Source organism: Streptomyces sp. DvalAA-43 (genome assembly GCF_900091725.1).
GTDB classification, from domain to species: domain Bacteria; phylum Actinomycetota; class Actinomycetes; order Streptomycetales; family Streptomycetaceae; genus Streptomyces; species Streptomyces pulveraceus.
Genome location: NZ_FMBW01000091.1, coordinates 128671 through 155164, shown reverse-complemented (window position 1 = coordinate 155164; position 26494 = coordinate 128671). Strand labels below are relative to the sequence as shown.

The following is a 26494-nucleotide window of genomic DNA, read 5'->3' as shown; positions in this document are numbered from 1 at the left end:
TGAGCTAGGCTCTCGAAATCGGCCCGCCCGAGCGCCTGCCCGAGCCCCGTTCGGGGTCACGGCCGCCGCACCCCCTCCGAAGGAGCCCATGAAACCCGACACAATCAACTGGACACCCCCGCCGAAGGACGCGAACCGTCCGCCCGCCGAGGTGCGCCGCATCCTGCGCCTCTTCCGTCCCTACCGGGGCCGGCTCGCCCTGGTCGGTCTGCTCGTCGGCGCCTCGTCGCTGGTGTCGGTCGCCTCGCCGTTCCTTCTGCGCGAGATCCTGGACGAGGCCATTCCCCAGGGGCGTACGGGACTGTTGTCGCTGCTCGCCCTCGGCATGATCCTCACCGCCGTGCTGAACAGCATCTTCGGCGTCCTGCAGACCCTGATCTCCACCACGGTCGGCCAGCGGGTCATGCACGACCTGCGCACCGCCGTCTACGCCCAGCTGCAGCGGATGCCGCTCGCCTTCTTCACCCGGACGCGCACCGGCGAGGTCCAGTCCCGCATAGCCAACGACATCGGCGGCATGCAGGCGACGGTCACCTCCACCGCGACGTCCCTGGTCTCCAATCTCACCGCGGTCATCGCCACGGTCGTCGCCATGCTGGCGCTCGACTGGCGGCTCACCGTGGTCTCGCTCCTGCTGCTGCCGGTCTTCGTCTGGATCAGCCGCCGGGTCGGCCGCGAGCGCAAGCGGATCACCACCCGGCGTCAGCAGCAGATGGCCGCCATGGCGGCCACGGTCACCGAGTCGCTCTCGGTCAGCGGCATCCTGCTCGGCCGGACGATGGGCCGTTCGGACTCCCTCACCAAGGGCTTCGCCGAGGAGTCCGAGAAGCTCGTCGACCTCGAAGTGCGTTCCAGCATGGCCGGGCGGTGGCGGATGTCCACGATCGGCCTCGTCATGGCCGCCATGCCCGCCGTCATCTACTGGGCGGCGGGCCTCGCCCTGCAGTCCGGCGGCCCCGACGTCTCCATCGGAACCCTCGTCGCCTTCGTCTCGCTCCAGCAGGGCCTCTTCCGGCCCGCCGTGAGCCTGCTCTCCACCGGTGTGGACATGCAGACGTCCCTCGCGCTCTTCCAGCGGATCTTCGAGTACCTCGACCTCGACGTGGACATCACCGAGCCCGAGCATCCGGTCCGGCTGGAGCGGATCCGAGGCGAGGTCCGCTTCGAGGGCGTCGATTTCAGCTACGACGAGAAGAGCGGCCCGACCCTCGACGGCATCGACGTGACCGTCCCGGCCGGCGGCAGCCTGGCGGTCGTCGGACCGACCGGGTCCGGCAAGTCCACACTCGGCTATCTGGTCCCCAGGCTCTACGACGTCACCGGCGGCCGGGTCACGCTCGACGGGGTCGATGTGCGCGATCTCGATTTCGACACCCTGGCGAGAGCCGTGGGCGTGGTCTCCCAGGAGACCTACCTCTTCCACGCCTCGGTCGCCGACAATCTGCGCTTCGCCAAGCCGGACGCGACCGATGCCGAGATCGAGGCGGCGGCCCGCGCTGCCCAGATCCACGACCACATCGCCTCGCTCCCCGACGGCTACGACACCCTCGTCGGCGAGCGCGGTTACCGCTTCTCGGGCGGGGAGAAGCAGCGCCTCGCCATCGCCCGCACGATCCTGCGCGACCCGCCCGTCCTGGTGCTCGACGAGGCGACGAGCGCCCTCGACACCCGTACGGAATCCGCCGTGCAGGAAGCCATCGACGCGCTCTCCGAGGGGCGCACCACCCTCACCATCGCGCACCGGCTCTCCACCGTCCGCGACGCCGACCAGATCGTCGTCCTGGACGGCGGCAGGATCGCCGAGCGCGGCAGCCACGAGGGGCTGCTCCAGGAGGACGGCCGCTATGCCGCGCTGGTCCGCAGGGACACCCAGCCCGCCCACGCGGCGAGCTGATGCGAGGGGCCGGGGGTGCCCCCGCCCCCGGGGAGGCCGGACACGCGGCGACGCCGCCGCTCCCGTGGGACGGGGAGCGACGGCGCCGGGCGGAGCAATGGTCAGATGAGCCAACCCACGAAGTGGACGATGCCGGCGAGCAGGTTGGTGATGATGTTCATTCGGTGGTTCTCCTTGTACATGGTGCATGTGTTGGGACAGCACAGTCGCGGTCTGCAGCCCGTCGCTTGCGCCCTGTAATCATCCTGCGCCGCAGGGGAGTTGAGCAACGAATGGCGAGACGATCACGCGTTCCAGCGAACATCCGATCCCCTGTTCGTGTGTTCCCTTCGCGAAATGAGGGAACCGTGTCGTCCGGGCCGTGGCTCGGGACGGCGGGATAGCGTGCCCGCATGGCGAACGAGTCCCCGGACACCCCGCCCCGCCGCACGCTCCGCCCGACCCGGCGCGGCCGTCTGGCGCTGTTCATCGGCATCGTGCTCGTCCTGGTCGTGGCAGCGGCCGTGCTCGTACCGCTGCTGACGAGGGCGCCACGGGTCGAGCGGGCCCGTTCGCTCGTGATTCCGGAGGGCTGGCGCGCCTCCCAGGTCTACGCGGCGGTCGACAAGGCCCTCGCGGTCGAACCCGGGACCACCGAGAAGGCCGCGGGCACGGCGGATCTGGCGCTCCCGGCCGAGGCGAAGGGGAACCCCGAGGGCTACCTCTTCCCGGCGACCTACCCCATCACCTCCGGCACGACCCCGCGGGGCCTGCTCACGTACATGGTCGACACCGCGGTCGAACGGTTCGGTGCGGATCACATCGCCGCGGGCGCGCGGCGCAACGGCGTATCGGTGTACCGGACGGTGACGATCGCCAGCATCGTGCAGGCCGAGGCGGACTCGGCGGCCGACATGGGCAAGGTGGCCAGGGTCGTCTACAATCGGGTGGACCGGGGCATGCCGCTCCAGATGGACTCCACGCTCAACTACGCCCTGAACCGCAGCACCCTGCACACCACCAAGGGCGACACGAAGATCGACAGCCCGTACAACAGCTACGAACGCAAGGGGCTGCCGCCCACGCCCATCGGGAACCCGGGGGAGCAGGCGATGACGGCGGCGATCGCCCCCACTCCCGGAGCATGGCTGTACTTCGTCACGGTCGCACCCGGGGACACCCGCTTCACCAGCAGCTACACGGAACAGCAGAAGAACGTGGCGGAGTTCAACCGCAACCACCGCGGCGCGTCCGCCGGCTGAGGGCCCGCACCGTCACACCGGGGCGGGCGCGAGCGCCCCGTCGGCCTCCGCCGCCGGGCCCGTCCCGTCCAGCAGCCGGCCGATCGCGCGCACGGCGGCCCGCCCCGCCCGGTTGGCGCCGATCGTGCTGGCGGACGGCCCGTACCCCACGAGATGGATGCGGGCGTCCCGTACCGCCCGGGTGTCCTCGACCCGGATGCCGCCGCCCGGCTCGCGCAGCTTCAGCGGTGCGAGGTGATCGATGGCGGCCCGGAAGCCGGTGGCCCAGAGGATGACATCCGCCTCGACCGTCCGGCCGTCGTCCCACGCGACCCCGCCCGGCGTGATCCGGTCGAACATCGGCAGCCGGTCGAGGACCCCCGTCTCGCGGGCGCGCCGCACCGCGTCGGTGAGCGGTAGCCCGGTCACGCTCACCACGCTCCGCGGCGGCAGCCCGCGCCGTACCCGCTCCTCCACCAGCGCCACCGCGGCCCGTCCCCGGTCCGCGTCGAAGGGGCCGTCCCGGAAGACCGGTGGCCGGCGCGTCACCCAGTACGTCTCGGCCGCCACCTCGGCGATCTCCATCAGGTGCTGCGTACCGGAGGCACCGCCGCCGACCACCACCACGCGCTGACCGGCGAATCCGGCCGGACCCGGGTAGTCCGCGGTGTGCAGCTGCCGCCCCAGGAAGCTCTCCTGGCCCGGGTAGCGCGGCCAGAACGGCCGGTCCCAGGTGCCGGTGGCGTTGATCAGGGCACGGGCGGCGTACACCCCCTCGGAGGTCTCGACGAGCAGCCGCCCCTCGGCCCCCTCCCGTACCGCGGTCACCTCGACGGGGCGGTGGACCCGCAGGTCGAAGGTGTGCTCGTACCGGGCGAAGTACGCGCCGATCACCTCGGAGGAGGGCCGGTCGTCGTCCGCTCCGGTGAGTTCCATGCCGGGCAGGGCATGCATGCCGTGGACCTTGCCGTACGTCAGCGAGGGCCAGCGGAACTGCCAGGCGCCGCCGGGGCGCGGGGCGTGGTCGAGCACGACGAAGTCGCGATCGGGCTCCAGGCCGGTGCGGCGCAGATGGTAGGCGGCGGACAGCCCGGCCTGTCCGGCGCCGATCACGACGACATCGATGTTGCGCGCAGCGACCACCCCGAAGTTGTTCACACTTCTACTAACTCTGCGCGGGCTGCGGATCTTCCCCGAACACCCGTGGCCCCTTCCCCATCAGCGCCCGCCGGCGGACCGGCGCGACGACGCAGCGCCCCGCCGGTCTCCACCGTTCTCCTCGCCGACCGGTCAGCGGCCCCCGGCGACCAACAGCGGCGCCCCGCCCGGCGCGGACGCGGGCCTGCCGTTGGCGGCGGGCACTCCGAGCAGCGGCGACGCGGGTACGGTCGACAGCAGGCCGCGTGCCGCCAGTTCGGGCGTGACGCCCTCGCCGAACCAGTACGCCTCCTCCAGATGCGGGTAGCCGGACAGGACGAAGTGCTCCACACCCAGCGCGTGGTACTCCTCGATCCGGTCGGCGACCTCCGCATGACTCCCGACCAGCGCGGTGCCCGCACCACCCCGTACCAGACCGACTCCCGCCCACAGGTTCGGTGAGACCTCCAGCTTGTCGCGCGAGCCGCCGTGCAGCGCCAGCATCCGTTGCTGCCCGACCGACTCGCTCCGCCCCAGCGCCTGCTGGGCCGTGGCGATCGTCTCGGGATCGAGATCGCCCAGCAGCCGGTCGGCCGTCGCCCATGCCTCGCGCGAGGAGTCGCGCGAGATCGTGTGCAGCCGGATGCCGAAACGGACCGTACGGCCCTGCTCCTCGGCGAGGCCGCGGATCCAGTCGATCTTCTCCTTCACCGCGGCCGGCGGCTCGCCCCAGGTCAGATAGACATCGGCGTGCGCGGCGGCCACCGGACCGGCCGCCGCCGACGAACCGCCGAAGAAGACGTCCGGCAGCGGGTCCGGCGGCAGCGCGGTCAGCCCGCCTTCCACCTGGTAGTGCGCACCGTCGAAATCGAAGGGCTGCCCGCTCCACGCACCCCGCACCACCGACAGGAACTCCGCGGTCCGCGCGTAGCGCCGGTCATGGTCCAGATGGTCACCGAACCGCCGCTGCTCCGTCGAGTCGCCGCCCGTGACGACATTGAGCAGCAGCCGCCCCCGGGTGATCCGCTGATAGGTCGCCGCCATCTGCGCGGCGAGCACCGGCGAGATCACCCCCGGCCGGAACGCCACCAGGAACTTCAGCCGTTCGGTGTGCTGGGACAGGGCCACCGTGGTCAGCCAGGCGTCCTCGCACCAGGTCCCGGTGGGCGTCAGCACGGCTTCGAAGCCCAACTGCTCGGCGGCCTTGGCGATCTGCGCCAGATACTCGATGTCGGGAGCGCGCACCCCGCTCACCGGAGTGATCCGGTCCCGCCTGATCCCGCCGTCGGTGTACGCGTGCCGGTCGACGAGCGTGCGCCCGTCACCGCCGGTGGGCAGGAACCAGTGCAGATGAACATTCATGACGAGGCCTTTCCGTACGAGCGGGGAGCGGTGGAGGACGGAGGAAGATCGCGGTTGAACCGGGTGTCGACGTAGTCCTCGAAGGCGAAGCGCCGCGGAATGAGCTTCAGATCGGCGAAGGTGTCGGCGATCGCCTGCTCGGAGGCGATCGCGGCAGGATCGACGGCGACGGACACACGGGTGCCGGAACTGCGCTTGACCGCGTCCAGAGCCACCGCGTAGGGCAGTCCGGTCTCCTTCGCCCAGACCTTCGCCCATGCCTCCGGATGCTTGAACACCCAGGACTGGGCCCGCTGCAGACGCACCAGCAGATCGCCGATCGCCCGGGACTTCCCGGCGTCCTTCAGCGCGTCCGGCGAGGCCACCTGGAAGCTGAGCCCGTTCACGATGCCCTGCCCGGTGGTCAGCACGCGGGACTTCGTGCTGCGAAGCACCTGTGAGGTGTACGGGTCCCAGATCGCCCAGGCATCGACCTTGCCCCGGCTGAAGGCGGCCAGCGCATCGGCCGGCTGGAGGTAGTTCAGCTTCACGTCCTTGATGCCGAGCCCGGCCTTCTTCAGCGAGGCGATCAGCTGGTAGTGGGCCGAACTGCCCTGCGCCACCGCGATCGACTTGCCCTTGAGCTGCTCGGGGGATTTCAACGGCGAGTCCTCGGGGACGACGATCGCCTCGCCGGCGGACGAGCCGTGGCCGGCCCCCACCACGACGATCCGGGAATCGGAACCCGCCGCGAAGACCGGCGGCGTATTGCCGACGCCCCCGATGTCCACGGCCTTGGCGTTGACGGCCTCCAGCAGGGGCGGGCCGGAGCTGAAGGTGGACCACTTGATCCGGTAGTCGAGATCGTCCAGCTCACCGGAGGCCCGCAGGATGGCTTCGTAACCACCCTTCTGGTCACCGACGTCGAGGGTGACGGCGCCCTTCCCGTCGGTGTTCCCGGTGGTGGAGGCGGAGGTGGCCCCGCCGCAGGCGGACACCAGCACGGTGAGGGGCAGAAGAAGGAGGGCGGGCAGGGAGCGGTTTCTCATCGGATGCTCTTTCGTCGTACGGCGCGGGCGGGATACGGATGTGCGGCAGAACCCGGCCCAGGTCGCCTCGGCGTCAATGGATATGCGGCAGACCCGGCTCAGGCGGCCTCGGCGTCACCGGCGGCATCGCCCTCGACGCCCAGTTCGGTCAGCAGCCGGGAGCGCAGCGCGGCGAATCCGGGACTGCTCGCGCCGCGCGGCCGGTCCAGGGCGACCGGCGTCTCGTAGGCGATCGCTCCGTCCCGCATCACCAGCGCCCGGTCGGCCAGCAGCAGCGCCTCGTCCACATCGTGGGTGACCAGCAGCACGGCGCATCCACGCCGCTGCCAGACCTCGGCCACCAGCCGCTGTGCCCTGATACGGGTCAACGCGTCCAGCGCGCCGAACGGTTCGTCGAGCAGCAGGAGATCCGGCTCACGCACCAGGGCGCGGGCCAGCGAGGCGCGCTGGGCCTCGCCCCCGGAGAGCGTCTTGGGCCACGCCCCAGACCGCTCCGCGAGCCCGACCTCCGCCAACGCCCGCTCGGCGACCGCCCGTTCGAGCTTCCCGGGTAGCCCCAGCAGCACATTGCGCCAGACCTTCTTCCACGGCATGAGCCGGGGGGCCTGAAAGGCGACCGCCCGACGCTTCGGTACGAGCACCGTGCCCTCGATCTCACGGTCGAGTCCGGCGAGCACCCGCAGCAGCGTCGACTTCCCGCAGCCGCTGCGCCCGAGCAGCGCCGTGAACTCCCCGGTGCGCAGGGTGAGATCGAGTCCGTCGACGACGGCCCTGCCGCCGAAGGAGCGGGTCAGCCCCTCGACCCGCACGGCGGTCCCGGCCGGGCCGGCCGGAGAGGGGGAGCTCACTGCCCCGTGAAGGTCGGTCGCCATTGCAGCAGCAGCCTTTCGAGCGTGCGGACGATGACATCGGCGGTGAGGCCGAGGAAGGCGTAGACGACCAGGCAGACGACGATGACGTCGGTACGGAAGAACTCCCGGGCCTGGTTCATCAGGAAGCCGATCCCGGCGTCGGCGTTGACGGACTCGCCGAAGACCAGGGCCAGCCACGCGGTGGCGAGCGAGTAGCGCAGCCCGGTCATCGCACCGGGCAGCGCGCCCGGCAGCACCACGTGCCGGACCAGACCCCATCGGCCGAGCCCCAGCGACTCCCCGGCCTCGACGAGCTGGGCGTCGACGCCGCGAATGCCCGCGTACACATTGAGGTACAGATGGAAGGCGACGCCGAGCGCGATGAGCGCCACCTTCGGGGCCTCACCGATTCCCAGCCAGATGATGAAGAGCGGGATCAGTCCGACCCAGGGCACGGTGCGCAGCATCTGCACGCTCGCGTCCACCAGGTCCTCGCCGAGCCGCGAGAGCCCGGAGACCAGTGCGAGCGCCGTTCCGACGACACCTCCGAGCACCAGCCCGGCGGCCACCCGCCGCAGTGAGACCGCCATGGCCGAGGGCAGCGTCCCGTCGGCGATCAGATCCGATCCGGCGCGGGCGATGGTGCCGGGCGAGGCGAGCACATCGGGGTGCAGGACCCCGGTGGCGCTGAGCACCTGCCACAGCGCGAGCAGCAGCAGCGGCCCGGCGGTACGCCGCAGCCAGCGGGGCACGGCACGCAGCCGCGTACCTCGCGCGGAGGCCGGGACGACGGGCTCCAGATCGAGCGGTCGATGAGCGGCCGGAACAGGGATCTTTCCGGATTCCGATGACATATCCGGTGGGGCGAGAGCATGGCCGATGGTCATGAGGGCTCCATGAGCAGTCCACGGACAGGGGGAGGCGCGCCGCGGCCACGGGCGCGCGGACCACCGCCGGGGTTACGGCACAGTGATCACGAGGCGTGGTGGGCGGGCCGGGGTACGCCGGGGCGCATACGGGCAGGCGCGTACAGCCGTGGGAACGGGTGGCCGGAGCGCCGGGTCACCGGCGGGAGGAAGTGCTGAAGAACGTCAGCAGCCGCGGCGACACGCGGCGGAGGCCACCCGCAGCAGGTCGATGTGACCGCGCGAAGTGAGCAGAGCTGAACGGAACATGGCGCCGAACGTAGCGATCCCTGACTGAAACGGTCAATGGTGTCTCGGCAGATGGACGCGAGATCTCGCCGCACGAGCGGGAAGATGGACACATGCCCCACGCCTTCGCCACCAGCGTCCTGCACATCACCACCGGAACGACGGAGACCGTCACCGACCTGACAGCCGACTGCGAGCAGTTCCTCACCCGGAACGCCGCCTCCAGGGACGGCCTCCTCAACATCTTCGTACCGCACGCCACGGCCGGCATCGCCATCCTGGAGACCGGTTCCGGCAGCGACGACGACCTCCTGGCCACCCTCCACACCCTGCTGCCCGCCGACGGCCGCTGGCAGCACCGCCACGGCACCCCAGGCCACGGCCGCGACCACGTACTGCCCGCACTGGTCCCCCCGCACGCGACGCTTCCGGTGATCGGCGGCCGGCTGGAGCTGGGGACGTGGCAGTCGGTGTGCCTGGTGGATACGAACAAGGACAATCCTCGTCGGCAGGTGCGGCTGTCATTCCTTGCGTGACGAGGAAGCGGTCCGGAGGTCTTGAGCCCGGCCGGACCGACGCCCCCGGTGACCGGAGAGGGGCCGCCGACGACCCGTCTCCTTCGGCGCGGTACTCGGCGGCGTCGGCAGCAGCGGTGCGCCGCCTGCTCTGCCCGGCGAGGTCCTTTTCATTGTCGTCCGGCGGCTGAAACCGCTCAAGGGATCAATGCGGCGGCCTGTTCCGGGTCATTTATATTGCGCCGGTCGTCGTTCTGGTGAAGCCGGGATGAATTACCGTCATGGCAGACCTGTCCAACGCGCTCGATTCCACGGCCGACCTCCGGGGTGGCAATCCAGATACAGCGGTTCACCCATGCCGGACCAGCAGGTGAGACCCTGGAATAATGGCCTAGACCATCTGTGGGTGTCAAGCCTCTACCTGGGGTCATGTCGACGAACAGTCCATGGTCCGCAGGCAAGTTGAGGCTGGTGCTCGGCGTGCCGAGTAGTGGTTGACAGTGGCGGTGTACGCACGCCACGATGCGTCGCATTGCTCCACGAATTCGCTTAGCCTTGCCAGCCGAACCGAGGAGAGAGATGTCCCCCAGGACGAGCCGTAAGCTCACCGCCAAAGAATTTGCGGACATCAAGCATACGGTCGCAATTCGCTCTGAATCCCGGGCGGGGTTACGCGCCGACCGCGCCTATGCGGCAGACATCCCGCGTGAGGTGAGCCTGCAGCTCACATACAAGTGCAACCTTCGCTGCACGCACTGCTATCAGTGGAATGAGCAGGGGTTCTTCCGGGATTGGGGAATCGACAAGCAGCGGCAGGAACTCGCCCCGGAACTGATCGAGAACATACTGCAGGAGACGTCGGGGGTGCCCGGACGCCTGTACATCTGGGGCGGCGAGCCCTTGATGCACAGCCGCTTCGACGAGGTGTCGCGCCTGATCGAAAGCTATCCGCGCACCGTGACCATGTGCACCAACGGTCTGCTTTTCCAGCGCCACATGGATGATCTGCTGCGCATTGGGGAGCACCTCAACCTTCTCGTGAGCCTGGACGGGCTGGACTCCGACCACGACGAACTGCGCGGTCGCGGCACGTTCAAACGGACGATGAAGAACATGGAAGCCATGCTCGACCTGCAGCGAAAGGGCGAGTATCGCGGCCAGGTGTCGGTCGGATGCATGGTTTCCCATGTCACCGTGCATCGCATGTACGAGTTCATGGAGTGGGCGGAGGAAACCGGAGTCAACACCGTCTACTTCCAGTTCCCCTGGTACATCAGCCCGCAGGTCGCCGGGGCGATGGACGAGGTCTACCGCGAGCACTTCGCCTGGCTGGAGCCCGATACCGGTACGGCCCGGCCCACCTGGCACTCCTACACGTACCGGCTGCCCGAGGAACTGCTGCCGGTGCTGCAGGAGTCCATGGCCCGACTGGCCTCGCGCACCTGGGCGCCGCGGATCCGCTATCAGCCGGAACTGGCGGACGGCGAGGTCGAGTCGTTCATCCTCGGCACCTCGCAGCCGGCGCAGCGGCGCACCCGCTGCCTGGCCGTCACCAACCGCATGGAGGTGCATGCGGACGGCAATGTGAGTTCGTGCAAGTTCTTCCCGGAGTTCGTCGTCGGGAATCTGTACGAGACGCCGACGCTGCAACTGTGGCAGAGCGAACGGTTCCGCCGAGTCCGGACGATCCTGGCGGAGACGGGAATGATGCCGGTCTGCTCGAAGTGCATTCTTCTCTACATGAACGGGGTGTGAACGGTGCAGGAGATGACCGACACCGAGACGCGCGTGATGAAGGTGCTGACCAACGTGCTCAGCCGCAGACTTGAGCCCGTTCGGATATCGCCCGACGTCGACATGGTGACTGCCCTCGGTCTGGATTCGCTGGAGGCCATCGAATTCCTGCTGCAGATCGAGGACGAATTCGACATCGAGCTGGACTTCGAGAACCTGAGCCTGCAGCACCTCACATCGGTCCGTATGTTCAGCGCGGAAGTCATCGCACGCCGGGAACCCTCCCGGTGACGGTCGGAACCGGCCCACTGCGGCCCCGGGGTACCGCTCGCTTCGGCACCTTCGACGCGGAGCGGCTCTGGCGCCCCGCCTCCCTCACCCGGTTACCGAGCCTGGCGGGCGCCGAGGCCCACACGGTGATCTCCGGCCTGGACGAGACGCTTGCCGCGGCCTGTCGGCCGGACGACCTGTTGGTCACCCGCGGCACCCTGGCCCAGTCCCAGCTCGAAGCCCTCGGTGCGGCAGGCATCACCTTCCGGTCCGTCGCGGCCGGACCAGCCGCGACAGGCGACGCCGACGCCGCCGTGGAAGAGGCGATCGCCGATGATCCCGCACTGTGCCGTGCCGTGGCCACGGCCGCGGCCATCCAGCCGTACGCGGTGCTTCCGGCGACCCAACAACTGCTGCGGCAACATCCCGACAAGGCCGGTGGGTTGCCGCACCACTCGGTGGTCCAACAGGTCAATGGCAAGGCATGGTCATCGGAGTTGGCGGGCGCCCTCGAACTTCCCGGGGCGGGCACTGTGGTCCGATCCGCCGACGAACTGGCCGCCGCCGTGCAGCGGTTGCAAGGAACGGTCCTGGTGAAGGACCCCTACGGGGTGGCGGGCCGCGGCACCGTCGAGGTCACCGGGCCGGGGGCGCTGCGCCGACTGGTGCGCAGACTGCGGGCCCAGGAGGACGAGGGACTGCGCACCGAGCTGGTGGTGCAGCCCCGCTACGAGCGGGCCCAGGACTTCTCCGCCCACCTGGAGATATGCCGTGACGGCTCCTGGTCCCTGCGCGGCCTGCAAGGCATGACCAACGGCGGCTACCGGCACGCGGCCTCCCACCCGGTGCCGCCGGACCTGTCGGCCGAGCTCGACCGGCGTGGCTATCCGGCCATCCTGGAGCAGGTGGCCCGCGCCCTGGCAGTGGCGGGCTACTCCGGCCCTGTCGGAATCGACTCCATGCTGCTGGCCGACGGCGGCTGGCTGCCTGTCCTGGAGATCAACGCCCGCATGTCGATGGGGTTGTTGACGCTGGAGCTCGACGAACGCGTCCGGCCGTACGGCCTGCGGGCGCAGCTGTGGCAACAGGACATGTTTGTGGAGCACGGAACCGACGTGACATCACTGCTGTCCGCGCTGCGTGCGGCGGGACTGCTGTACGGCGGCGGCGCACGGCCCGGGGTCCTGCCACTGTCCGGCGGCAGTCTGTGCACCCCGCGGGGTCGGCTCGTCTGCGCCGCATTCTGCGGACCGGGCGACTTCCCGGCGCTGCGCGCCCGCACCGAGAAGTGCGCGGCGACCGCCGGGATCAGCGCGACACGCACGGAGGTGCCCACAGGATGATCGCCGTCCTCACCTCCGGGGTGGCGCTCGGTGCCCATGTTCCAGGTCTGCGCCTTGCCCAGCGGCTACGGGAGCACGGCGCGGACGTCATGGTCGACGTACTGGAACGCTGGCTGCCCGGCGACCGGCTGGCGGCCGTGGTGGAGTCCCGCCGGTGCTTCCAGCGGGATCTGCGCTTCGCGGTGGCCGCCCAGGGCCTGGCGACCGACCCGGTGGACGACTTCACGCCACAGGCCGTGGGAGCGCTGGAGAAGCACTGGGAGGAGCAGGGAGTGGAGACCTTCGTGGTCTTCTCCGGCTTCTGGCTGCGCCTCCTGGACAGCTACCTCGGCCGTCGGCCGACGCGCACCGTCGCCTGCCATGTCGATGCCGTGGTCTCACCGTCGTACCGCCGTGCGGGCCGCTACGCACCTGAGACCGAGCACGTGTGGCTGGCCCGCGAAGACGGCACCCTGCCCTGGACCATCCCCGTCGACACACGCCCGCCGATCCCCTGGTCCGCACGCGAGGGGCGGCTGCTGGTGCACGGCGGCGGCTGGGCCATCGGCAGCTACCGGGACCGGGCGCGGGAGCTGGCGGGGGCCGGCCTGCCGCTCGATCTGATCGTGCCGGAGGCGCCCGCGGCCGTCGGCTGGGCCCGTTGCTTCACTCTCGACCCCGACTGGCATCCCTGGCACGACGACGGTCTGCCACCACTGCTCAAAGTCCCCGCGGATCCCGCGGATCCCGAAGGACAGGGGCGTCAACTGCCGTATGAGCTGGCCCGGTCGGCGAGTGCCATCGTCAGCAAGCCGGGCGGTGGCACCTTGCTCGACAGCCTCTCGACGGCCACCCCGCTGATCCTGTTGGAGCCGGCGGGCAGCCACGAGGCCGCCAACGGACGGCTGTGGCAGCAACTCGGCTTTGCCCTGTCCTACGACGACTGGAGGGCCTGCGGCTTCGCCCCGGAACGCCTGGAACCCCTGCACCGGGCGCTGCTCGGCGCCGCCGCCCGGCCGCGAAATCTGCTCGACGGCCTGCTGACCACGCGAACCTGAGGCGAAGGTGGAACACTCATGACCATCACCATCCACGACCAGGATCTGCACGCCGCACGGCAGATGTGGGACTACCTGCTCCTGGACCGCCCGGTCCGCCCCTGCTCGGCTGCGATCGGACTCGGCAGCCATGATCTAGGGGTCGCGACGACCGCGGTCGGCCACTACCGCGCCGGGCTCTTTCCGACTCTCGTTTTCACCGGCGGCAACAGCCCCACCACCAAGGACCGTTTTCCACGCGGCGAAGCGGTGCACTACCGGGAGCACGCGATCGCTCTCGGCGTGCCCGAGGATGCCGTGCTGGTCGAGCCGTGCGCCGCCAACACCGGACAGAACATCACCTACACCCGAACGCTGCTGGACCAGCGGGGCCTGGCCGTCGACTCCGTCATGCTCATCTGCAAGCCGTACATGGAGCGGCGGGCCTATGCCACCTGTCGCAAGGTGTGGCCGGAGGTCGCTGTGCAGTGTGCGTCCGAACGCATCGGCCTGGAGGACTACCTGGCGGCCATCGGAGATCGCAAACTCGTCATCGACATGCTGGTCGGAGAGCTGCAGAGAATACAGGAGTATCCGCGGCTCGGGTTCGCGACCGAGCAGCCGGTGCCCGCCCCGGTGCGAGGGGCATACGACCATCTGGTGCGGGCCGGCTTCGACAGCCGCCTGGTCAAGTCGTAGCCGGACAGCCGGAGCGCGGCCCGCCTCAGACCTGACCGTCGACCCGCCGCAGCCGTCGGATCGCCGGCACGCTCAGCAGCGCCACCGACACCACCATGGTGCACACCGCACCGGCCAGCAGCATGGAGCGTCGGCCGAACAGCTCCGCGGCGGGCCCGGCCAGCGCCTCGCCGACCGGCAGAAAGGCGATCGAGCCGGCGATGTCGTAGGCGTACACGCGGTTGAGCACCTCGTGCGGGACCTGGGTCTGGATGCTGGTTGCCCACATCACCCCCCAGAACGCCATCCCCAGCCCTCCGATGACCGCGCCCGCCGCGATCACCGGCACGGGCAGCCCGCTGCCCACCGCGAACGGGAAGACGGCGAACAGCGCCACGCCCACGGCTCCGGCCCGCAGCTGGAAGGCCGGCCGGAGCCGCATGGCGAGGATCCCGCCGACGACGGTGCCGCAGCCGAGCGCCGAGTTGACGAGGCCGTAGTCGGTCACGCCGTGCTGCTGGACCATCTCCGTCGCGATCAGCGGGGTGGTGGGGCCACGCGCTGTGAGCGCGAAGAAGCTCCACAGCGCCAGCACGCCCCACAGCCACGGCCGTACCCGGACCGCCCTCCAGCCCTCTCTCAGGCCCTGGCACATGCCGCCGGTCGCGGACGGTGTCGTACCCGCCTCCTCGGCGCGCGTTCCCGACGGCGCCGCACGGTCCGGCGGCCGCACCGCCCACAGACACAGGGCGCTGGCCGCGTATGTGCCGGCGTGCACGGCGAAGACGCTGCCGGCCGACGCCACGGCGACCAGAAGCCCGGCCGCCGCCGGACCGACGAGCGACATCACCGCCTCGACGGTGCGGATCGCCCCGTTGCCCTGTTGCGCGTCCGCGGACAACTGGCGCACCGTACTGGCCACTCCGGGCTGGAAGACCGCCGAGGCGCCACCGTTGACGAGACCGATCACCAGGATCTGCCAGAGCGCCACGTGGCCGGAGAAGAAGATGCCGGCCGCGAAGGACTGACTGACCAGCCGGAGCAGGTCCGCCCCGATCATCAGCCGCCGTGGATCGACACGGTCGGCGATCACCCCTGCGAAGATGACCAGGACGGCCCAGGACACCGTGGGTACCGCCATGGCCACACCGACCGACGTGGCGCTGTGACCCTGCTGCAGCAGCCCTGCGGCCAGCGCCACCGGTAGCATCGTGTCACCGAGCCGGGCCACAGCACGGGAGAGAAAGAACAGCTTGAAGTCCCGTGACCACAGCCGCCGTTCACGCTGTTTCTCCGCTACGGCACCGCCGTATCCGGAACGCGCCCGCGCTTTCACCGCGGCAACGAGCTCTCGACCAGGGCCGCGACTGTGCCATCCGGGTTGCGCAGCACGCCGGCCAACAGCGCCAGCACGTCGTCGGCGAGACCCTCGGCCACGGCCATCCCGCCGGGAGCGCCCCCGCAGAAGGCCCGCACGGTCGTCGCCTCGGGGGTGAACTCGAAGCGCAGAGTGGTGACACTCAAGTCCTGGGCCGGACGGAAGGGCCCCAGATCACGGGGCTCGCGTTCGTCCGGGGCCGGCACCGGACCGGTGGCATCGGCGGTGGAACGCGTAGCGGCCGCGGGGTCGGCTGCGGCCTCGGCCGGCATCCCGACATGCAGTTGCACATAGTCGATGCCGTCGGAGAGCAGCGCCACACCCAACGGTGGTATGGCGCAGGCAAGATCCGCGACGCTCAGCGCGGAGAAGCGGAGAGCGGCCAGATTCTGGCCCATGACGGACTTGAAACAGTCGGACAGGGCCTGATCGGGATCGATGTGGCAGACCACCGGACGGTCGTGCACGAAGCAGCCGGCCGCGACGCCGAACCCGGACCGCTGCCGAGTCGAGACCGGCGTGAACAGCGCGAGCGTACGGGGGCCACCACGATGCCAGATCGCCGCCGCGGTCAGCGCCGCCAACACCGAAAAAGCGGTGGCCCCTTGGGCTCGGCAGACGGCGCCGACCAGCGTATGCAGGGCAGGTCCACGATAGAGTTTCTGCACCTGGCCCAGTAACAGTCCACCTGTCGGCCCGGCGTCCGTTCCGCCGGGCCGGGGGATCAGTCCCGAAACCGGTTCGAGGCGCTCCAGGGAGCGGGACCAGTACCGTGTCTCGCGCTCAGCACGCGCCGCGGCGTCGACGCGCTTCTCGCACAACTCCCGGTAACTCACCGGAAGTTCGTCCGAATCGTTCCCGCGCCACCCGAGAGCGCCCTCCAGCAGGGTCGTCAGCTCGGCTGTCAGGACCCGCTCGGCATGTCCGTCGCAGACGAGGTGATCCAGGGTCACCAGCAGGAATCGTTCCCGCCCGGCCGAGTCCTCGATCAGCGCGTACTCTGCGCGACCAGGGATCTCGCGCACCTGCGCCGACACCAGGCAATCGGCCTTCCTGGCGGCCAGCAGGTCTCCCGCACTCTCGCCGGGGCGAGCGATGACGGTGCTCAGCCGAGGGGCGACGGCCTCGATCCGCTGCAGGTAGGGCGCACGCCCGACCAAGCCGCTGCGCAACGCCTCCTGCCGCTGCTGCAGACGCGTGATCGCGGACTGGACCCGGGCCTCGGTCGTCTCGGGCCGGAGCGGAAGGGAGATGAGCGTGTTGCGGAAGATCCCGGGACCGAAGAGGCCTTCCAGGAAGAGCATGCTCTGTTGTTCCGGAGAGAGCGGGAACGGGGGCAACAAGAGTCTCCCGACGTGGTGTTCAGCCTTGAACGGGACTGGACTGGACCAATTTTGTCGATCGAGAGGGGATGCTAGGTCCTCGCCGGGATCACGGCAAGAGTCACGGGACATGCGGCGCGACTCCGGGAGGAGCCGGATGCGTTGACCCACACTGCGGACGAGCCGTCGGCGGCCTCTGTCCGGATGCCCCAGGGTTGAACGGATTGACAACTGGCGGGCGGCATCCTGGTCGACGCGTTCGACTGGCGCGCCATCTTCCTGGTCAACGTGCCCATCGGTGTGGTCCTGCTGCTGGCCGCGCTGCCCACCCTGAGCGAGTCCCGCAATCTCGCTGCCCCGGCCATCGACGTCCCGCGCACGGTGCTGTCGATCCTGGGTGTCGGGGCGCTCACCTATGGCCTGATCGAGGGAGGTTCCCAGGGCTGGACCTCGGGCCCCATCCTGACCAGCCTCGTCGCCGCGGCGGTGATCCTGGTCGTGTTCGTCGCCGTGGAGCAGCGCAACCCGACGCCGATGATGCCGCTGCGGATGTTCCGCAACTCGCTGTTCACCGTGTCCAACGCGGCCATGGTGATGGTCGGTTTCTCGCTGATGGGCTCGGTGTTCTTCTTCTCGCAGTTCTTCGTCACCGTCCAGGGCGCCTCCATCCTGGACTCCGGTCTGGAGACGCTGCCCATCTCGCTGGGGATGGCGATCGTCAGTCCGTTCGCGGGTCGGCCGGCCGCCAGGTACGGCTTCCGGATCGTGGTCACCGCCGGGATGGCCCTGGCCGGGGTCGGCCTGCTGACGCTCGGGTTCGTCCACGCGGACACCGGTTACGGGAACGTCTGGTGGCGTCTGGCGATCACCGGCACCGGCTTCGCCCTGTCCATGTCGCCGCTGACCGGCGCGGCCATCCAGTCGGTCAGCCCGCAGGAGGGCGGTCTCGCGTCGGGTATCAGCAGTGGGAAGGCACCGCCGCCGTAGCCGTGCGTGATCTCCTGGCCCGCGCGGATCCGGCCGTCGAGACGGACCGCGGCGAGGACCGCAACACCGTCGACCGGGCGGCAGCCGGCGCGGGAGAAGCCTGGCTGCGGGACCGTGCGTAGGGGCAAGGGCCCTCCGGGACGGGCAACGCGGCGGTCTGGCTGCGCGTGGGCAATGTCCAGCACATGTCGTACGTGGTCCGGAGCCTGCGGGCGTGACCCTGCCCGCAGCACCCGTTCCGTGCGGGGGCGGTCAGGTGAAGAGAGGGTCCAGCAGAGCCGGTCCGGCCTCTACTCGCCAGGCCGGCAGGCGCACCGTTCGGGTCACCGGTGCGGGCTTCGCGCCGCGACCGCCGGAGGGGAGCCCGATCAACAGGTCACCGCGTGCGTGGCTGAGCCGCAGGTGGCGTGCGGGATCCTGTCCGGGCGGCGTACCCGCGTCGATCAGCACCGCAGTATTCTCTCCGTCCACCGTGAACAGCAGGTCCACCGTGTGACCGCCGACCACTGCTGCGCGTTCCAGGTCGGTGACGCCACGGGAGCCGAGGTACTCCTGGAGCCGGTCGGCCAGTTCCTCGCGGAATGCTGACGGTGCCTGGGTGGCGGGGATCGTGTCCCGGTCGTCGGCGGCCCCCGTACGCAGCAGCGTCGAGCGCTCCGCGAGTACCGTCGGCAGCCCCGCCTGCCCCTGCCAGAAGCGATGGTTTCCCACCGTGATCAGCTGCGACTTCGCCCGGGTGACCGCGACGTTCCAGAGGTTGACCTGGCTCGACACCCAGTGCGTCGTCTTCGGCGGGGTGTTGTCCGTTGCCACCGGGCTCAGGACGATGACATCACGCTGGCCGCCCTGGAAGGCGTGCACCGTACCGACCCGGACCCGGTCATCACCGGCCCACACCCGGGCCAGCGCCTCCTTCTGCGCGCGGAACGGCGTCACCACCCCGACGGTGGCGTCCTCGGGCAGTCGTGCCAGCAGTTCGTCCACGGTCTGCCGCACCTGGTCCGCCTCGGCCCGGTTGCGCCACGACCGGCCGCCGCTGCCGGCCGCGGACTCGCCGTACGGCACGTCCACCCAGCCGAGCACCGGAGCCGGATCGGCCGCCCCCGCCGGATCGACCGGCGGGACCTGCCTGCGGACATCGGTGAGGACCTGCAACTGGCCCGCGTAGCAGTAGCCGTTGACCACGTCCGCGATCCGGGGGTGGCACCGGTAGTGCTCGTCGAGCAGCAGCGCCGCCTCACCGTGCTGCGCCGCCGCGTGGTACGAGGCGTGCACGTGGTAGGCCAGACGGTGATCCTCCAGTTGCGCGGCGGTCAGGCCGGCCCGTACCCGGGCCTGCCGCTCCTGCTCCGGGCTGATCCCGGGAATGTGTCCGAGCTGCATCGGGTCGCCGATGATCAGGGCCCGCTTCGCCCGGAACAGCAACGGCAGCACCGAAGGGATCGAGCACTGGCTCGCCTCGTCGATCACCACGAGGTCGAAGAGCTTCGGGGCGAGTTCGAGCTGGCGCACCGAGTGCGTACTGATGGCCCACGCCTTCAGGTGCGCCATCAGATTGCGTTGGCTCTTCTGGAAGCCGGAGCGCCGGCGCAGTGCCTGGAGCCGCTGGTTCATCAGCGACCGACCTCGCACCGTGGCCTCGGCGGCCACGGAATGTGCCAGCTCTCCCGATGCCGCGGAGGACGCGGCGGCGCTCTCCAGCCGGGCCTGCTTCAGCGCGTCCTCGTCCCAGCCCAGATGTGCCGGTACGAGCTCCCGCAGGGCCCGTTCCACCGCCGCGGTCTCCACGAGGTCGAGCAGCAGCTCGGGCGTGACAGGGCGCTGCGTGGCCCAGGCCGGCCACGAAGCCCCGGATCCGCCGCCGGACGAACTCGCGAGGGCTGCGAGAGCCCGCCCGCGGCGCCACCCGCCGAAGGCCGGCCACCTGGCTCCGGCGGCCCTCCGGGCGCGTTCCTCCCAGCGGGCGAGCGCGGTCGGCTCCTCCGCCGCCCAAACGCCCTCCAACACTCCTACGGGCAGCGCGAGCCCGTCCGCCCGTCGGGCCCGCTCACGGACCAGCTCCAACAGGCGCTCCTCCTCGCCGATCCGCTCCGCTGCCTCAGCCCGGAGCGCAGCCGTACGCCCGTGGTGGTTGCGCAGCTCACCGGCCACGGTCGCGGCACCCCGGGCCGGTGCCGCGGTCGGCTCGGCCAGCAGCCCGGCCAACTTCGCGGCCTCCCGCTCCCGGGCTTCCACGTTTCCGGTCCGTACCAGCAGGCCCGGCGAGATCTCGTCACACCGCTCGGCCACCACGTCGACGGCCTCGTTGTTCGTGGACGCGACGAGTACGGACTGTCCGGCAGCGACGGCGGTCGCGACCACGGCCGTCACCACCTCGCTCTTGCCGGTACCGGGCGGGCCGGTCGCGACGGTGAGCCGGCGGGTCATCGCCGAGGAGATCACCTGCTCCTGGCTCTCGTTGCACGGACCGGGGGAGACCACCGTCACGACCGCCGCATCACGACCCGGCCCGTCACCACGGTCGTCGTCGCCGGTGAGGAGGGCGTCCAGCGCGGTACCCGCGATCTGACCGGTACGCGTGGACATCTGGAGCAGGTTGTCGACCAGGCCCTCGGTCGCGACCCGCTCCAGGCCGGAGGGTGCCAGCAGCACGGCGGCGTTGTGGGCGCCGGGCCGCAGCGAGTCCATCACGGACCGCTCGCTGAGCGAGGAGAGGTCGAAGGGCTCCAGCTCCGGAACGCCGAGCTCGGCCAGGAGCTCCCGTACCGCCTTGACCATCTGGGTGCCGTTGCCCTCCTGCCAGCTCGGCTGCCAGTGGGCCAGCAGTTCGGCGGCCTCGTCGTCGGAGAGCAGCTCGGTGACCACACCGGTGTGCAGAGAGGGAACCCCGCTCGGGCGCAGCAGGTCGCGGCCGTTCTCGTCCGGGGTGAGTTCCATCGGCTGGACCAGCAGGGGTGCGATCCGCACCGGCGCCCGCCGACGGCCGTCCGAGCGTTCGGGAAGGGTGATCGCGGGATATCCGTACCAGTATTCCTGGAGCCCGGTCCCGTCGGCCTGTGCGCCCGTGCTCCTCGGTTTGGGCAACTGCCCGGGGGCGGGGAAGGAGTGCCCGAGTCCGGACTGGATCGCCTCCGGGCCCTTGCCCAGCAGGAAGTACGCCGATCCCCGGCCGCCGTCGCGATCGGGCAGCATGCCGGATGCCACCTGGGCGCCGAGGCAGTGCGCGTAGTACCGCAGCAGTCGCTGCGGGTCGATGCCCTCCCCGGCGTCCTGGGCTACCAGCTGCCGGGCCTTCAGCAGGGCGGGGGAGACGCCGGACCGGGCGGCGGCGCGGGCCGTGTCACGCGGTGCGTCGGGAAGACGGACCGGACGGGCGACCGAGCGGGCGAAGGGCAGTGAACGGGTGGCCCGGATCGTGGACTTGGTCGGCCGCTGTTCTTCGGGGACGCCCTTGATCACCATCTGTGCGGTCAGGTACTCGAAGAGGTCGTCCGGGGTGATCCAGCCGCCTTCCTTGATCCGCCCGCTCCGCAGGCCCTCCACGATCTCACCGGTGAACCGGGAGGTGCCCAGGGAGGACCCCTCCGGAGCCATCGCGGACGCGGCCTGGAGGGCGTCGGAGGCGGTGATGAAGTACACGCCGGTCGGGTGCAGGAGCGTGCTGGGCGCCGACCGGTCGCCGGGGTCCGCACCGCCCTTGGAGGTCCACCCCTGGACGACGGACCCGCTGGAGCAGCAGTCCAGCAGCACCAGTTTGGACGCGGCCCGGCAGGACTGGAGCATCCGTTCCAGGAACTCGGCCGGGACGGCCGTGCCGGGCAGGTCGTCCGGGTCGGCGTCCCGGGTGAGGAAGTACAACTGCCCGTCGTCCTCGCAGAACTGGCCGTGCCCGCTGAAGTAGAGCAGGGCCGTCTCGCTGGGCTGCCGTTCCTCCAGGAACTGCTCGACGGCGTACAGCATTTCGGAGCGGGTCGGCTCGGAGACGATCGCGCATTCGTTGTACATGCCGATCTCGGTGCTCTCCAGCACGGCTTGCATGTAGTGCAGGTCGGCCCGGACGGGCGGGAGGTCGTGATAGTGCTCGCTGACGTACGTGGATACGCCGATGAGCATGGCGTACCGGTCGTTGTCGCTCACCGCGCGTCCGGCCCTGTCCCGTCGCCTTCCTCGTCCCGGGCCTCGGCCGCACCGCCGGCCAGGAACCGGACGATCAGCTCGCTGTCGGCCCTGGCCTCCTTGCCGGAGACGCGGAGCGTCGCCCCGTCCGCCCGGGTGATGACGATGGTCCGCTGGGGTACACGGGCCAGCCAGATCTGGATGCCGGCGGCGACGAGTGAACCCCCGCTGAAGACCAGCCCGATCAGTTCGGTGACCGGGCCGCCCTTGAGGCTCTCGTCCTCGGGCCGGGGGCGCGGGATGTCGAGCGCGGCCCGGGCATCGGCCTCGGTGAGGGCGGCGAGCAGTTCGCGCGCCTCGCGCCGGGCGCGCAACGGGTCCTCGTCGAGGATGGCGACGCGGTGGCCGGAGGTGGCCGGGTCGGTGGTGGTGCTCACGTTCTTCGTCCCCCTAGGTCTTTCCCGTGCGGCGGACACACGGACGGGTAAGCGTACCGAAGGTCCCGTGGCCGCCCGCAGCGCCGCCGGACCGGCCGCCTGGACAGGCCGCGCCCCAGCAGCCCCGGGCGTCCTGTGCGTCACCCGCTTTGTTCTGCTGTACTGCCCTGCGGCTAGTTTGTGTGCAGGACATATACGCAGGCCCGTGGTGGCAGAGATGCACGGGGGACGGGAGGTCGGGAAGAGTGGCGCTGCGCGGAGGTGATCCAGCCGAGATCGGCGGCTATCCGCTGGAGGCTCGGCTCGGCTCGGGTGGCATGGGCACGGTCTTCCTGGCCCGTACGAGCTCGGGGCGGCCCATCGCCATCAAACTGATCCACCAGCAGTTCGCGGGGGACGACGAGTTCCGCATCCGTTTCCGGCAGGAGGTGGCGGCGGCGAGGCGGGTGAGCGGTGCGTTCACCGCCGCCGTGGTCGACGCCGCCCCCGAGGCCGAGCAGCCGTGGATGGCGACGACCTATATCGAGGGACGCACGCTCGCCCAGCGCATCGCGGAGGACGGCCCGCTGGACGGGGCGGAGCTGAGAAGGCTCGCCATCGGGCTGGCGGAGGCGCTGCGCGACATCCACCGGGTGGGGGTCGTCCACCGTGACCTGAAGCCCTCGAACGTCGTGCTCTCGCCCGAGGGCCCGCGCGTCATCGACTTCGGTATTTCGCGCGCCGCGGACCAGCAGACACTGACGATGACAGGGCGGGTCATCGGTACACCGCCCTTCATGTCGCCGGAGCAGTTGCAGGCGCCGCGTGGTGTGGGGCCGCGCTCCGATGTCTTCTCACTGGGGACGCTGCTGGTCTACGCGGCGACGGGCCACGGACCCTTCGACGCGGACAGCCCGTACCTGACGGCGTACCAGGTGGTGCACGAGGAGCCGTCGCTGGATGCCGTGCCGGTGGCCCTGCGCGCGGTCGTCGAGCCGTGCCTGGCCAAGGAGCCCGAGGGGCGTCCCTCGGCGGACGAACTCCTCGTGCTGCTGCGTGACCTGCCGGCCGACCTCGGCGGGACCGCCGCGAACGGGGCCGGCACGGGCCGCACCCGCGACATGATCACCCAGCATCACCTCGCGACGCCGGTCACCCCGGCGCCGACCGCTCCGACCACCGCCCCGGCCGGTCCCGGTACGGGGAGCACCGACACCTCCATCGGCCGCCGTCTGCGGCGCCGATGGCGGCCCGTGCTCGCGGCCGCGGTCGCGGTGGCAGCGATCGGCGGGGGAGCCGCCGCGCTGCAGGCGGGCGTCTTCGGGGGGAACAGCGGCGGCGACAGGGGCAGCAGCGTCGCGACGCCGGGTGCCGCGCTTCCGGACGGCTTCCGGCCGTGGCACAGGACCGTGCCGGGTGGCCAGGAGGACATCCCCGACGAGTTGCGCTGCGTCGCGCGCGGCGACGCGCTGTTCTGCGGGGGCGGCGGTGTTGTCGCGGCCCGGATCAAGCCCTCGGACGGCTCGCGGGTGTGGACGGTGAAGAGTCCGGGCGTCCCCGTCCAGGGCACGCACCTGGTGGGCGCCACCGACGACACGGTGCTCGGTTACCGCTTCGCCGACCAGGACGCCCCGCAGGGCCCTCCCAGTGAGGTGGTGGCCATCGACGCGAGCAGTGGCCGGGAGCTGTGGTCCGTCGCGTCCGGCGCCCAGTCGAGGGCCGTCACGGGCCGGACGCAGGACGCTGCTGTGGTCGGCTCCGCCGTGGTGACGGTCGACGGTTCCAACTCCCGCTTCGAGGCCCGGGACGCGCACAGCGGTACGGTCGCCTGGGAGACCCCGTTCCCGGCGGGTACACAGTGCGCTCCCGTAGCGATGGGCGCGCAGCTTCTGGCGATGTGCGCGACGAACGCGGAGGTGGATGCCTCGGAGGTGCGCCACTCCACCCTGTACACGGTCGACCGGGCCTCGGGGACCTTGGGCAGGCCCATCGCGGTCGACGGCCCCGCCGTGCCGATGGGCGTCGCCGACGGCAGGCTCGTACTTCTTCAGGTGCACATGGAGGGGCCGTCGCTGGCCGGCTACGACGGGGTGGCGCGGGTCGATCCGGCCTCGCGGAAGGTCACGTACTCCCGGTTGGCCGAGGTGTACGCGGGGACGCCCGGCATGGCGGACGGCACCCTCTTCGTGAGCAGCCAGACCGGTCTCGTCACGGCGCTCGACCCCGCGACCGGCCGGACGAGGTGGACCCGGCAGACGGGTGTGGAGGGTGCGTCGGGCCCCGTGGCGGGTACCGGCGCACTGTATTTCAGCTCGGCCACCGGCCGGGTGGTCGCGCTGTCGCCGCACGACGGCACACCGCTGTGGACGACGGATCCGCAGGCCGATGGTCTGACGGGCGAGCAGGGCGCGAGCCCGCGGGTGACCGTCGCGGGGGGCGCGGTGATCGTGGCCGCGGCCAAGAACACCGTCTTCGCCTTCGACGCGCAGAATCCGCCGAAGTCGGGATGACTCCGGCGGAACCGGCACCGGTCGCGTTCCTCGCCGTGCGGACACTTCGGCGGCGCACTCGGTCATCCGCACGGCGAGGCCGTGTCCCGCGCGCCGCAGGGCGACGGTGGGGGCCCGTTCCGTCGGGACGGGCCCCCACCACCGGTCAGCTGGAGGTCAGACGCGGTCGGCCGCGATGAGGAGGTACTGGAAGGACCCGTCCCCGCAGGAGTTGATGAACGCGTCCTCGATCCCGTGACCAGCGACGACGTGGCCCGCAGCTCCCAGTGGGGCAGCGTGTCGGGGGCGAGGTCACTGTCGGGCCGCTGCCCCTCCCCGTATCCGCGGGCCGGGCCTGCCGGGTACGGCGCTTGGCCGCGTCGAAGGGCTCATGTCCTCGACGCTACGATTTCACGTCGCGGACTCGATCTCCCTCCGTTCGCCCGCAGGGCGAGTCCGACCCGGGTATGGCCATCGCCGAGGCCGCACGCCGGACCGGCGTCAGTGTCCACACGCTGCGCTACTACGAGCGCGTCGGCCTGGTCATCACCGGCATTGAGCGCACGGCCGGTGGTCGGCGGCGCTATCACCGCCGTGACCTGGAATGGATCACGCTCTGCACCGAATTGCGGGCGACGGGCATGCCCATCAAGGCGATCCTGCAGTACGCCCCGCTCGTCGCCGACGGGTACCGCGACGAGGAGGAGCGGCTGGCCCTCATGGAGGCACACCGTGCCGAAGCGACCGCCGGGATCGCCGAGTTGCGGGAGAACCTGTCCCTCATCGACCACAAGATCGACGTGTACCGCACCGGCCCGCCCCGCCGGGCGCGGGGCGGGAGTTCTCCTCCCGCGCCCGCGTGTCGGGCGGGCTGGTCGTCGGCAGGCCGTACCCGGGGCGACTTCCGGGCGCGCTGTTCCCAAGCCCCGCGGGCCCCTGCTTCGCTGGACCCAGGACGTGACCGGACCGTCGTGGCGTGATCGGGCACCGGAGTGGGGGACGCGTGGACGTCGGGAGTGCGACCGCCCTGTCGGCCGCCGTCGTGGGGGTCGTCGGGACGCTGCTGTCCGCGCTGCTGACCCAACGCGCCGCCGACCGCAGCCGACAGCACGAGCGGGAGCGCGCCGAGCTGGCGCGGGAACGGCGTAGCGAGGCCAAGGAACTGCGGGCGTGCTACGTCGCCCTCAACACCGCGGCACGGCAGTATCTGGCCGCACTCACCGACCAGGTGCACGCCCTGGGCCGCGACGACACGGCGCGCGTACGGCAGCGGCTGGCCGAGGCGCGCGACCAGCACCGCGACGTGTACGCGGAGGCCCAACTGCGGGTACCTGACCGGGTCCTCGACCTCGCGGGCGACCTCAGCCGCGAACTGGGCACGGTCTACGGCATGGTGCGGCGCCTCGACGGCGGAATGCCGCGCGAGGGGGACTCCACGGCCGCCGTGCAGGAGCGCATCGACGTGCTCTGGCGCCGCCTGCGGGAGATGCGGCGGGAGATGCGGGCCGAACTGGGCGTGCCCCGGGTGTTCCGTGGGCGAAGCCCGGGAACCCGTCGTCCCACGTCCGACGGATCGGCATAGTG

General features: G+C 70.8%; 21 protein-coding genes and 2 pseudogenes. 12 read left to right on the top strand and 11 right to left on the bottom strand.

Annotation, left to right across the window (positions count from 1 at the left end; genetic code table 11):
• The first annotated feature begins 88 nt into the window (after positions 1 to 88).
• Both GA0115234_RS38215 and mltG read left to right on the top strand, forming a co-directional pair.
• Positions 89 to 1894 (top strand): ABC transporter ATP-binding protein, encoded by a 1806-nt coding sequence (locus GA0115234_RS38215; RefSeq protein ID WP_093550966.1) that lies wholly within the window; start codon positions 89 to 91, stop codon positions 1892 to 1894.
• Positions 1895 to 2286: 392 nt separating this feature from the next.
• Positions 2287 to 3135 (top strand): endolytic transglycosylase MltG, encoded by an 849-nt coding sequence (gene mltG / locus GA0115234_RS38210; protein WP_093550964.1) that lies wholly within the window; start codon positions 2287 to 2289, stop codon positions 3133 to 3135.
• 12 nt (positions 3136 to 3147) lie between these two features.
• Here mltG and GA0115234_RS38205 read toward each other — a convergent pair whose 3' ends face one another.
• The 6 genes from GA0115234_RS38205 to GA0115234_RS44550 form a co-directional block, all read right to left on the bottom strand.
• Positions 3148 to 4272: an NAD(P)-binding domain-containing protein gene (locus tag GA0115234_RS38205; RefSeq protein ID WP_093550962.1), complete on the bottom strand. Its 1125-nt coding sequence runs from the start codon at positions 4270 to 4272 to the stop codon at positions 3148 to 3150.
• A 132-nt stretch (positions 4273 to 4404) separates the two neighbouring features.
• Positions 4405 to 5613, bottom strand: coding sequence for an LLM class flavin-dependent oxidoreductase (locus GA0115234_RS38200; RefSeq protein ID WP_093550960.1), 1209 nt, complete (start codon positions 5611 to 5613; stop codon positions 4405 to 4407).
• Positions 5610 to 6641, bottom strand: coding sequence for an ABC transporter substrate-binding protein (locus tag GA0115234_RS38195; RefSeq protein WP_093550958.1), 1032 nt, complete (start codon positions 6639 to 6641; stop codon positions 5610 to 5612). Before GA0115234_RS38195 ends, GA0115234_RS38200 begins: the two co-directional genes overlap by 4 nt.
• A 98-nt stretch (positions 6642 to 6739) precedes the next feature.
• Positions 6740 to 7513, bottom strand: coding sequence for an ABC transporter ATP-binding protein (locus GA0115234_RS38190; protein ID WP_093550956.1), 774 nt, complete (start codon positions 7511 to 7513; stop codon positions 6740 to 6742).
• On the bottom strand, positions 7486 to 8379 hold the full coding sequence (locus GA0115234_RS38185; RefSeq protein WP_176729388.1) for an ABC transporter permease: 894 nt from the start codon (positions 8377 to 8379) through the stop codon (positions 7486 to 7488). Before GA0115234_RS38185 ends, GA0115234_RS38190 begins: the two co-directional genes overlap by 28 nt.
• A gap of 204 nt (positions 8380 to 8583) precedes the next feature.
• Positions 8584 to 8667 carry a putative leader peptide gene (locus tag GA0115234_RS44550; RefSeq protein WP_350692898.1) on the bottom strand — a complete coding sequence of 28 codons (84 nt, stop codon included), beginning with the start codon at positions 8665 to 8667 and terminating at the stop codon, positions 8584 to 8586.
• Between the two features lie 92 nt (positions 8668 to 8759).
• On the opposite strand from GA0115234_RS44550, the gene GA0115234_RS38180 reads away from it, so the two are divergent.
• The 6 genes from GA0115234_RS38180 to GA0115234_RS38155 all read left to right on the top strand — a co-directional run bounded on the left by GA0115234_RS38180 (position 8760) and on the right by GA0115234_RS38155 (position 14223).
• Complete coding sequence (locus tag GA0115234_RS38180) at positions 8760 to 9182, top strand: secondary thiamine-phosphate synthase enzyme YjbQ (protein ID WP_093550952.1); 423 nt, start codon at positions 8760 to 8762, stop codon at positions 9180 to 9182.
• 558 nt (positions 9183 to 9740) lie between these two features.
• Complete coding sequence (locus GA0115234_RS38175) at positions 9741 to 10916, top strand: radical SAM protein (RefSeq protein ID WP_093550950.1); 1176 nt, start codon at positions 9741 to 9743, stop codon at positions 10914 to 10916.
• A 12-nt stretch (positions 10917 to 10928) separates the two neighbouring features.
• A complete protein-coding gene (locus GA0115234_RS38170) occupies positions 10929 to 11186 on the top strand; it encodes an acyl carrier protein (protein ID WP_141718535.1) in 258 nt (85 codons plus the stop codon).
• On the top strand, positions 11183 to 12508 hold the full coding sequence (locus GA0115234_RS38165) for a hypothetical protein (RefSeq protein ID WP_256088914.1): 1326 nt from the start codon (positions 11183 to 11185) through the stop codon (positions 12506 to 12508). The genes GA0115234_RS38170 and GA0115234_RS38165 overlap by 4 nt, the downstream gene beginning before the upstream one ends.
• A complete protein-coding gene (locus GA0115234_RS38160; RefSeq protein WP_176729387.1) occupies positions 12505 to 13545 on the top strand; it encodes a hypothetical protein in 1041 nt (346 codons plus the stop codon). The genes GA0115234_RS38165 and GA0115234_RS38160 overlap by 4 nt, the downstream gene beginning before the upstream one ends.
• An 18-nt stretch (positions 13546 to 13563) precedes the next feature.
• Positions 13564 to 14223, top strand: a complete 660-nt coding sequence (locus GA0115234_RS38155; protein ID WP_093550946.1) for a YdcF family protein — start codon at positions 13564 to 13566, stop codon at positions 14221 to 14223.
• A gap of 25 nt (positions 14224 to 14248) precedes the next feature.
• On the opposite strand, the gene GA0115234_RS38150 is transcribed toward GA0115234_RS38155, so the two are convergent.
• Complete coding sequence (locus GA0115234_RS38150; protein WP_093550944.1) at positions 14249 to 15538, bottom strand: MFS transporter; 1290 nt, start codon at positions 15536 to 15538, stop codon at positions 14249 to 14251.
• The gene (locus GA0115234_RS38145; RefSeq protein ID WP_093550942.1) at positions 15535 to 17034 is read right to left on the bottom strand and encodes a condensation domain-containing protein; all 1500 of its coding nucleotides are present in this window, start codon (positions 17032 to 17034) and stop codon (positions 15535 to 15537) included. Before GA0115234_RS38145 ends, GA0115234_RS38150 begins: the two co-directional genes overlap by 4 nt.
• 99 nt (positions 17035 to 17133) lie before the next feature.
• Here GA0115234_RS38145 and GA0115234_RS38140 point away from each other — a divergent pair.
• Positions 17134 to 17868, top strand: a pseudogene (locus tag GA0115234_RS38140) (MFS transporter); the annotation flags it as partial.
• A 273-nt stretch (positions 17869 to 18141) separates the two neighbouring features.
• Here GA0115234_RS38140 and GA0115234_RS38135 read toward each other — a convergent pair.
• The gene (locus GA0115234_RS38135) at positions 18142 to 22026 is read right to left on the bottom strand and encodes a caspase, EACC1-associated type (RefSeq protein WP_093550940.1); all 3885 of its coding nucleotides are present in this window, start codon (positions 22024 to 22026) and stop codon (positions 18142 to 18144) included.
• Positions 22023 to 22442 (bottom strand): effector-associated constant component EACC1, encoded by a 420-nt coding sequence (locus tag GA0115234_RS38130; RefSeq protein ID WP_093550937.1) that lies wholly within the window; start codon positions 22440 to 22442, stop codon positions 22023 to 22025. The genes GA0115234_RS38135 and GA0115234_RS38130 overlap by 4 nt, the downstream gene beginning before the upstream one ends.
• Before the next feature lie 245 nt (positions 22443 to 22687).
• Here GA0115234_RS38130 and GA0115234_RS38125 point away from each other — a divergent pair, with 245 nt between their 5' ends.
• Complete coding sequence (locus tag GA0115234_RS38125; RefSeq protein ID WP_093550935.1) at positions 22688 to 24931, top strand: serine/threonine-protein kinase; 2244 nt, start codon at positions 22688 to 22690, stop codon at positions 24929 to 24931.
• A gap of 156 nt (positions 24932 to 25087) precedes the next feature.
• Here the strand turns inward: GA0115234_RS38125 and GA0115234_RS41660 are convergent.
• A pseudogene (locus GA0115234_RS41660) lies at positions 25088 to 25224 on the bottom strand (SAM-dependent methyltransferase); the annotation flags it as partial.
• Positions 25225 to 25377: 153 nt separating this feature from the next.
• On the opposite strand from GA0115234_RS41660, the gene GA0115234_RS38120 reads away from it, so the two are divergent.
• Both GA0115234_RS38120 and GA0115234_RS38115 read left to right on the top strand, forming a co-directional pair.
• A complete protein-coding gene (locus GA0115234_RS38120) occupies positions 25378 to 25890 on the top strand; it encodes a MerR family transcriptional regulator (RefSeq protein ID WP_093550933.1) in 513 nt (170 codons plus the stop codon).
• Between the two features lie 23 nt (positions 25891 to 25913).
• Positions 25914 to 26492, top strand: a complete 579-nt coding sequence (locus GA0115234_RS38115; RefSeq protein ID WP_256088913.1) for a hypothetical protein — start codon at positions 25914 to 25916, stop codon at positions 26490 to 26492.
• The last annotated feature ends 2 nt before the right edge of the window (positions 26493 to 26494 follow it).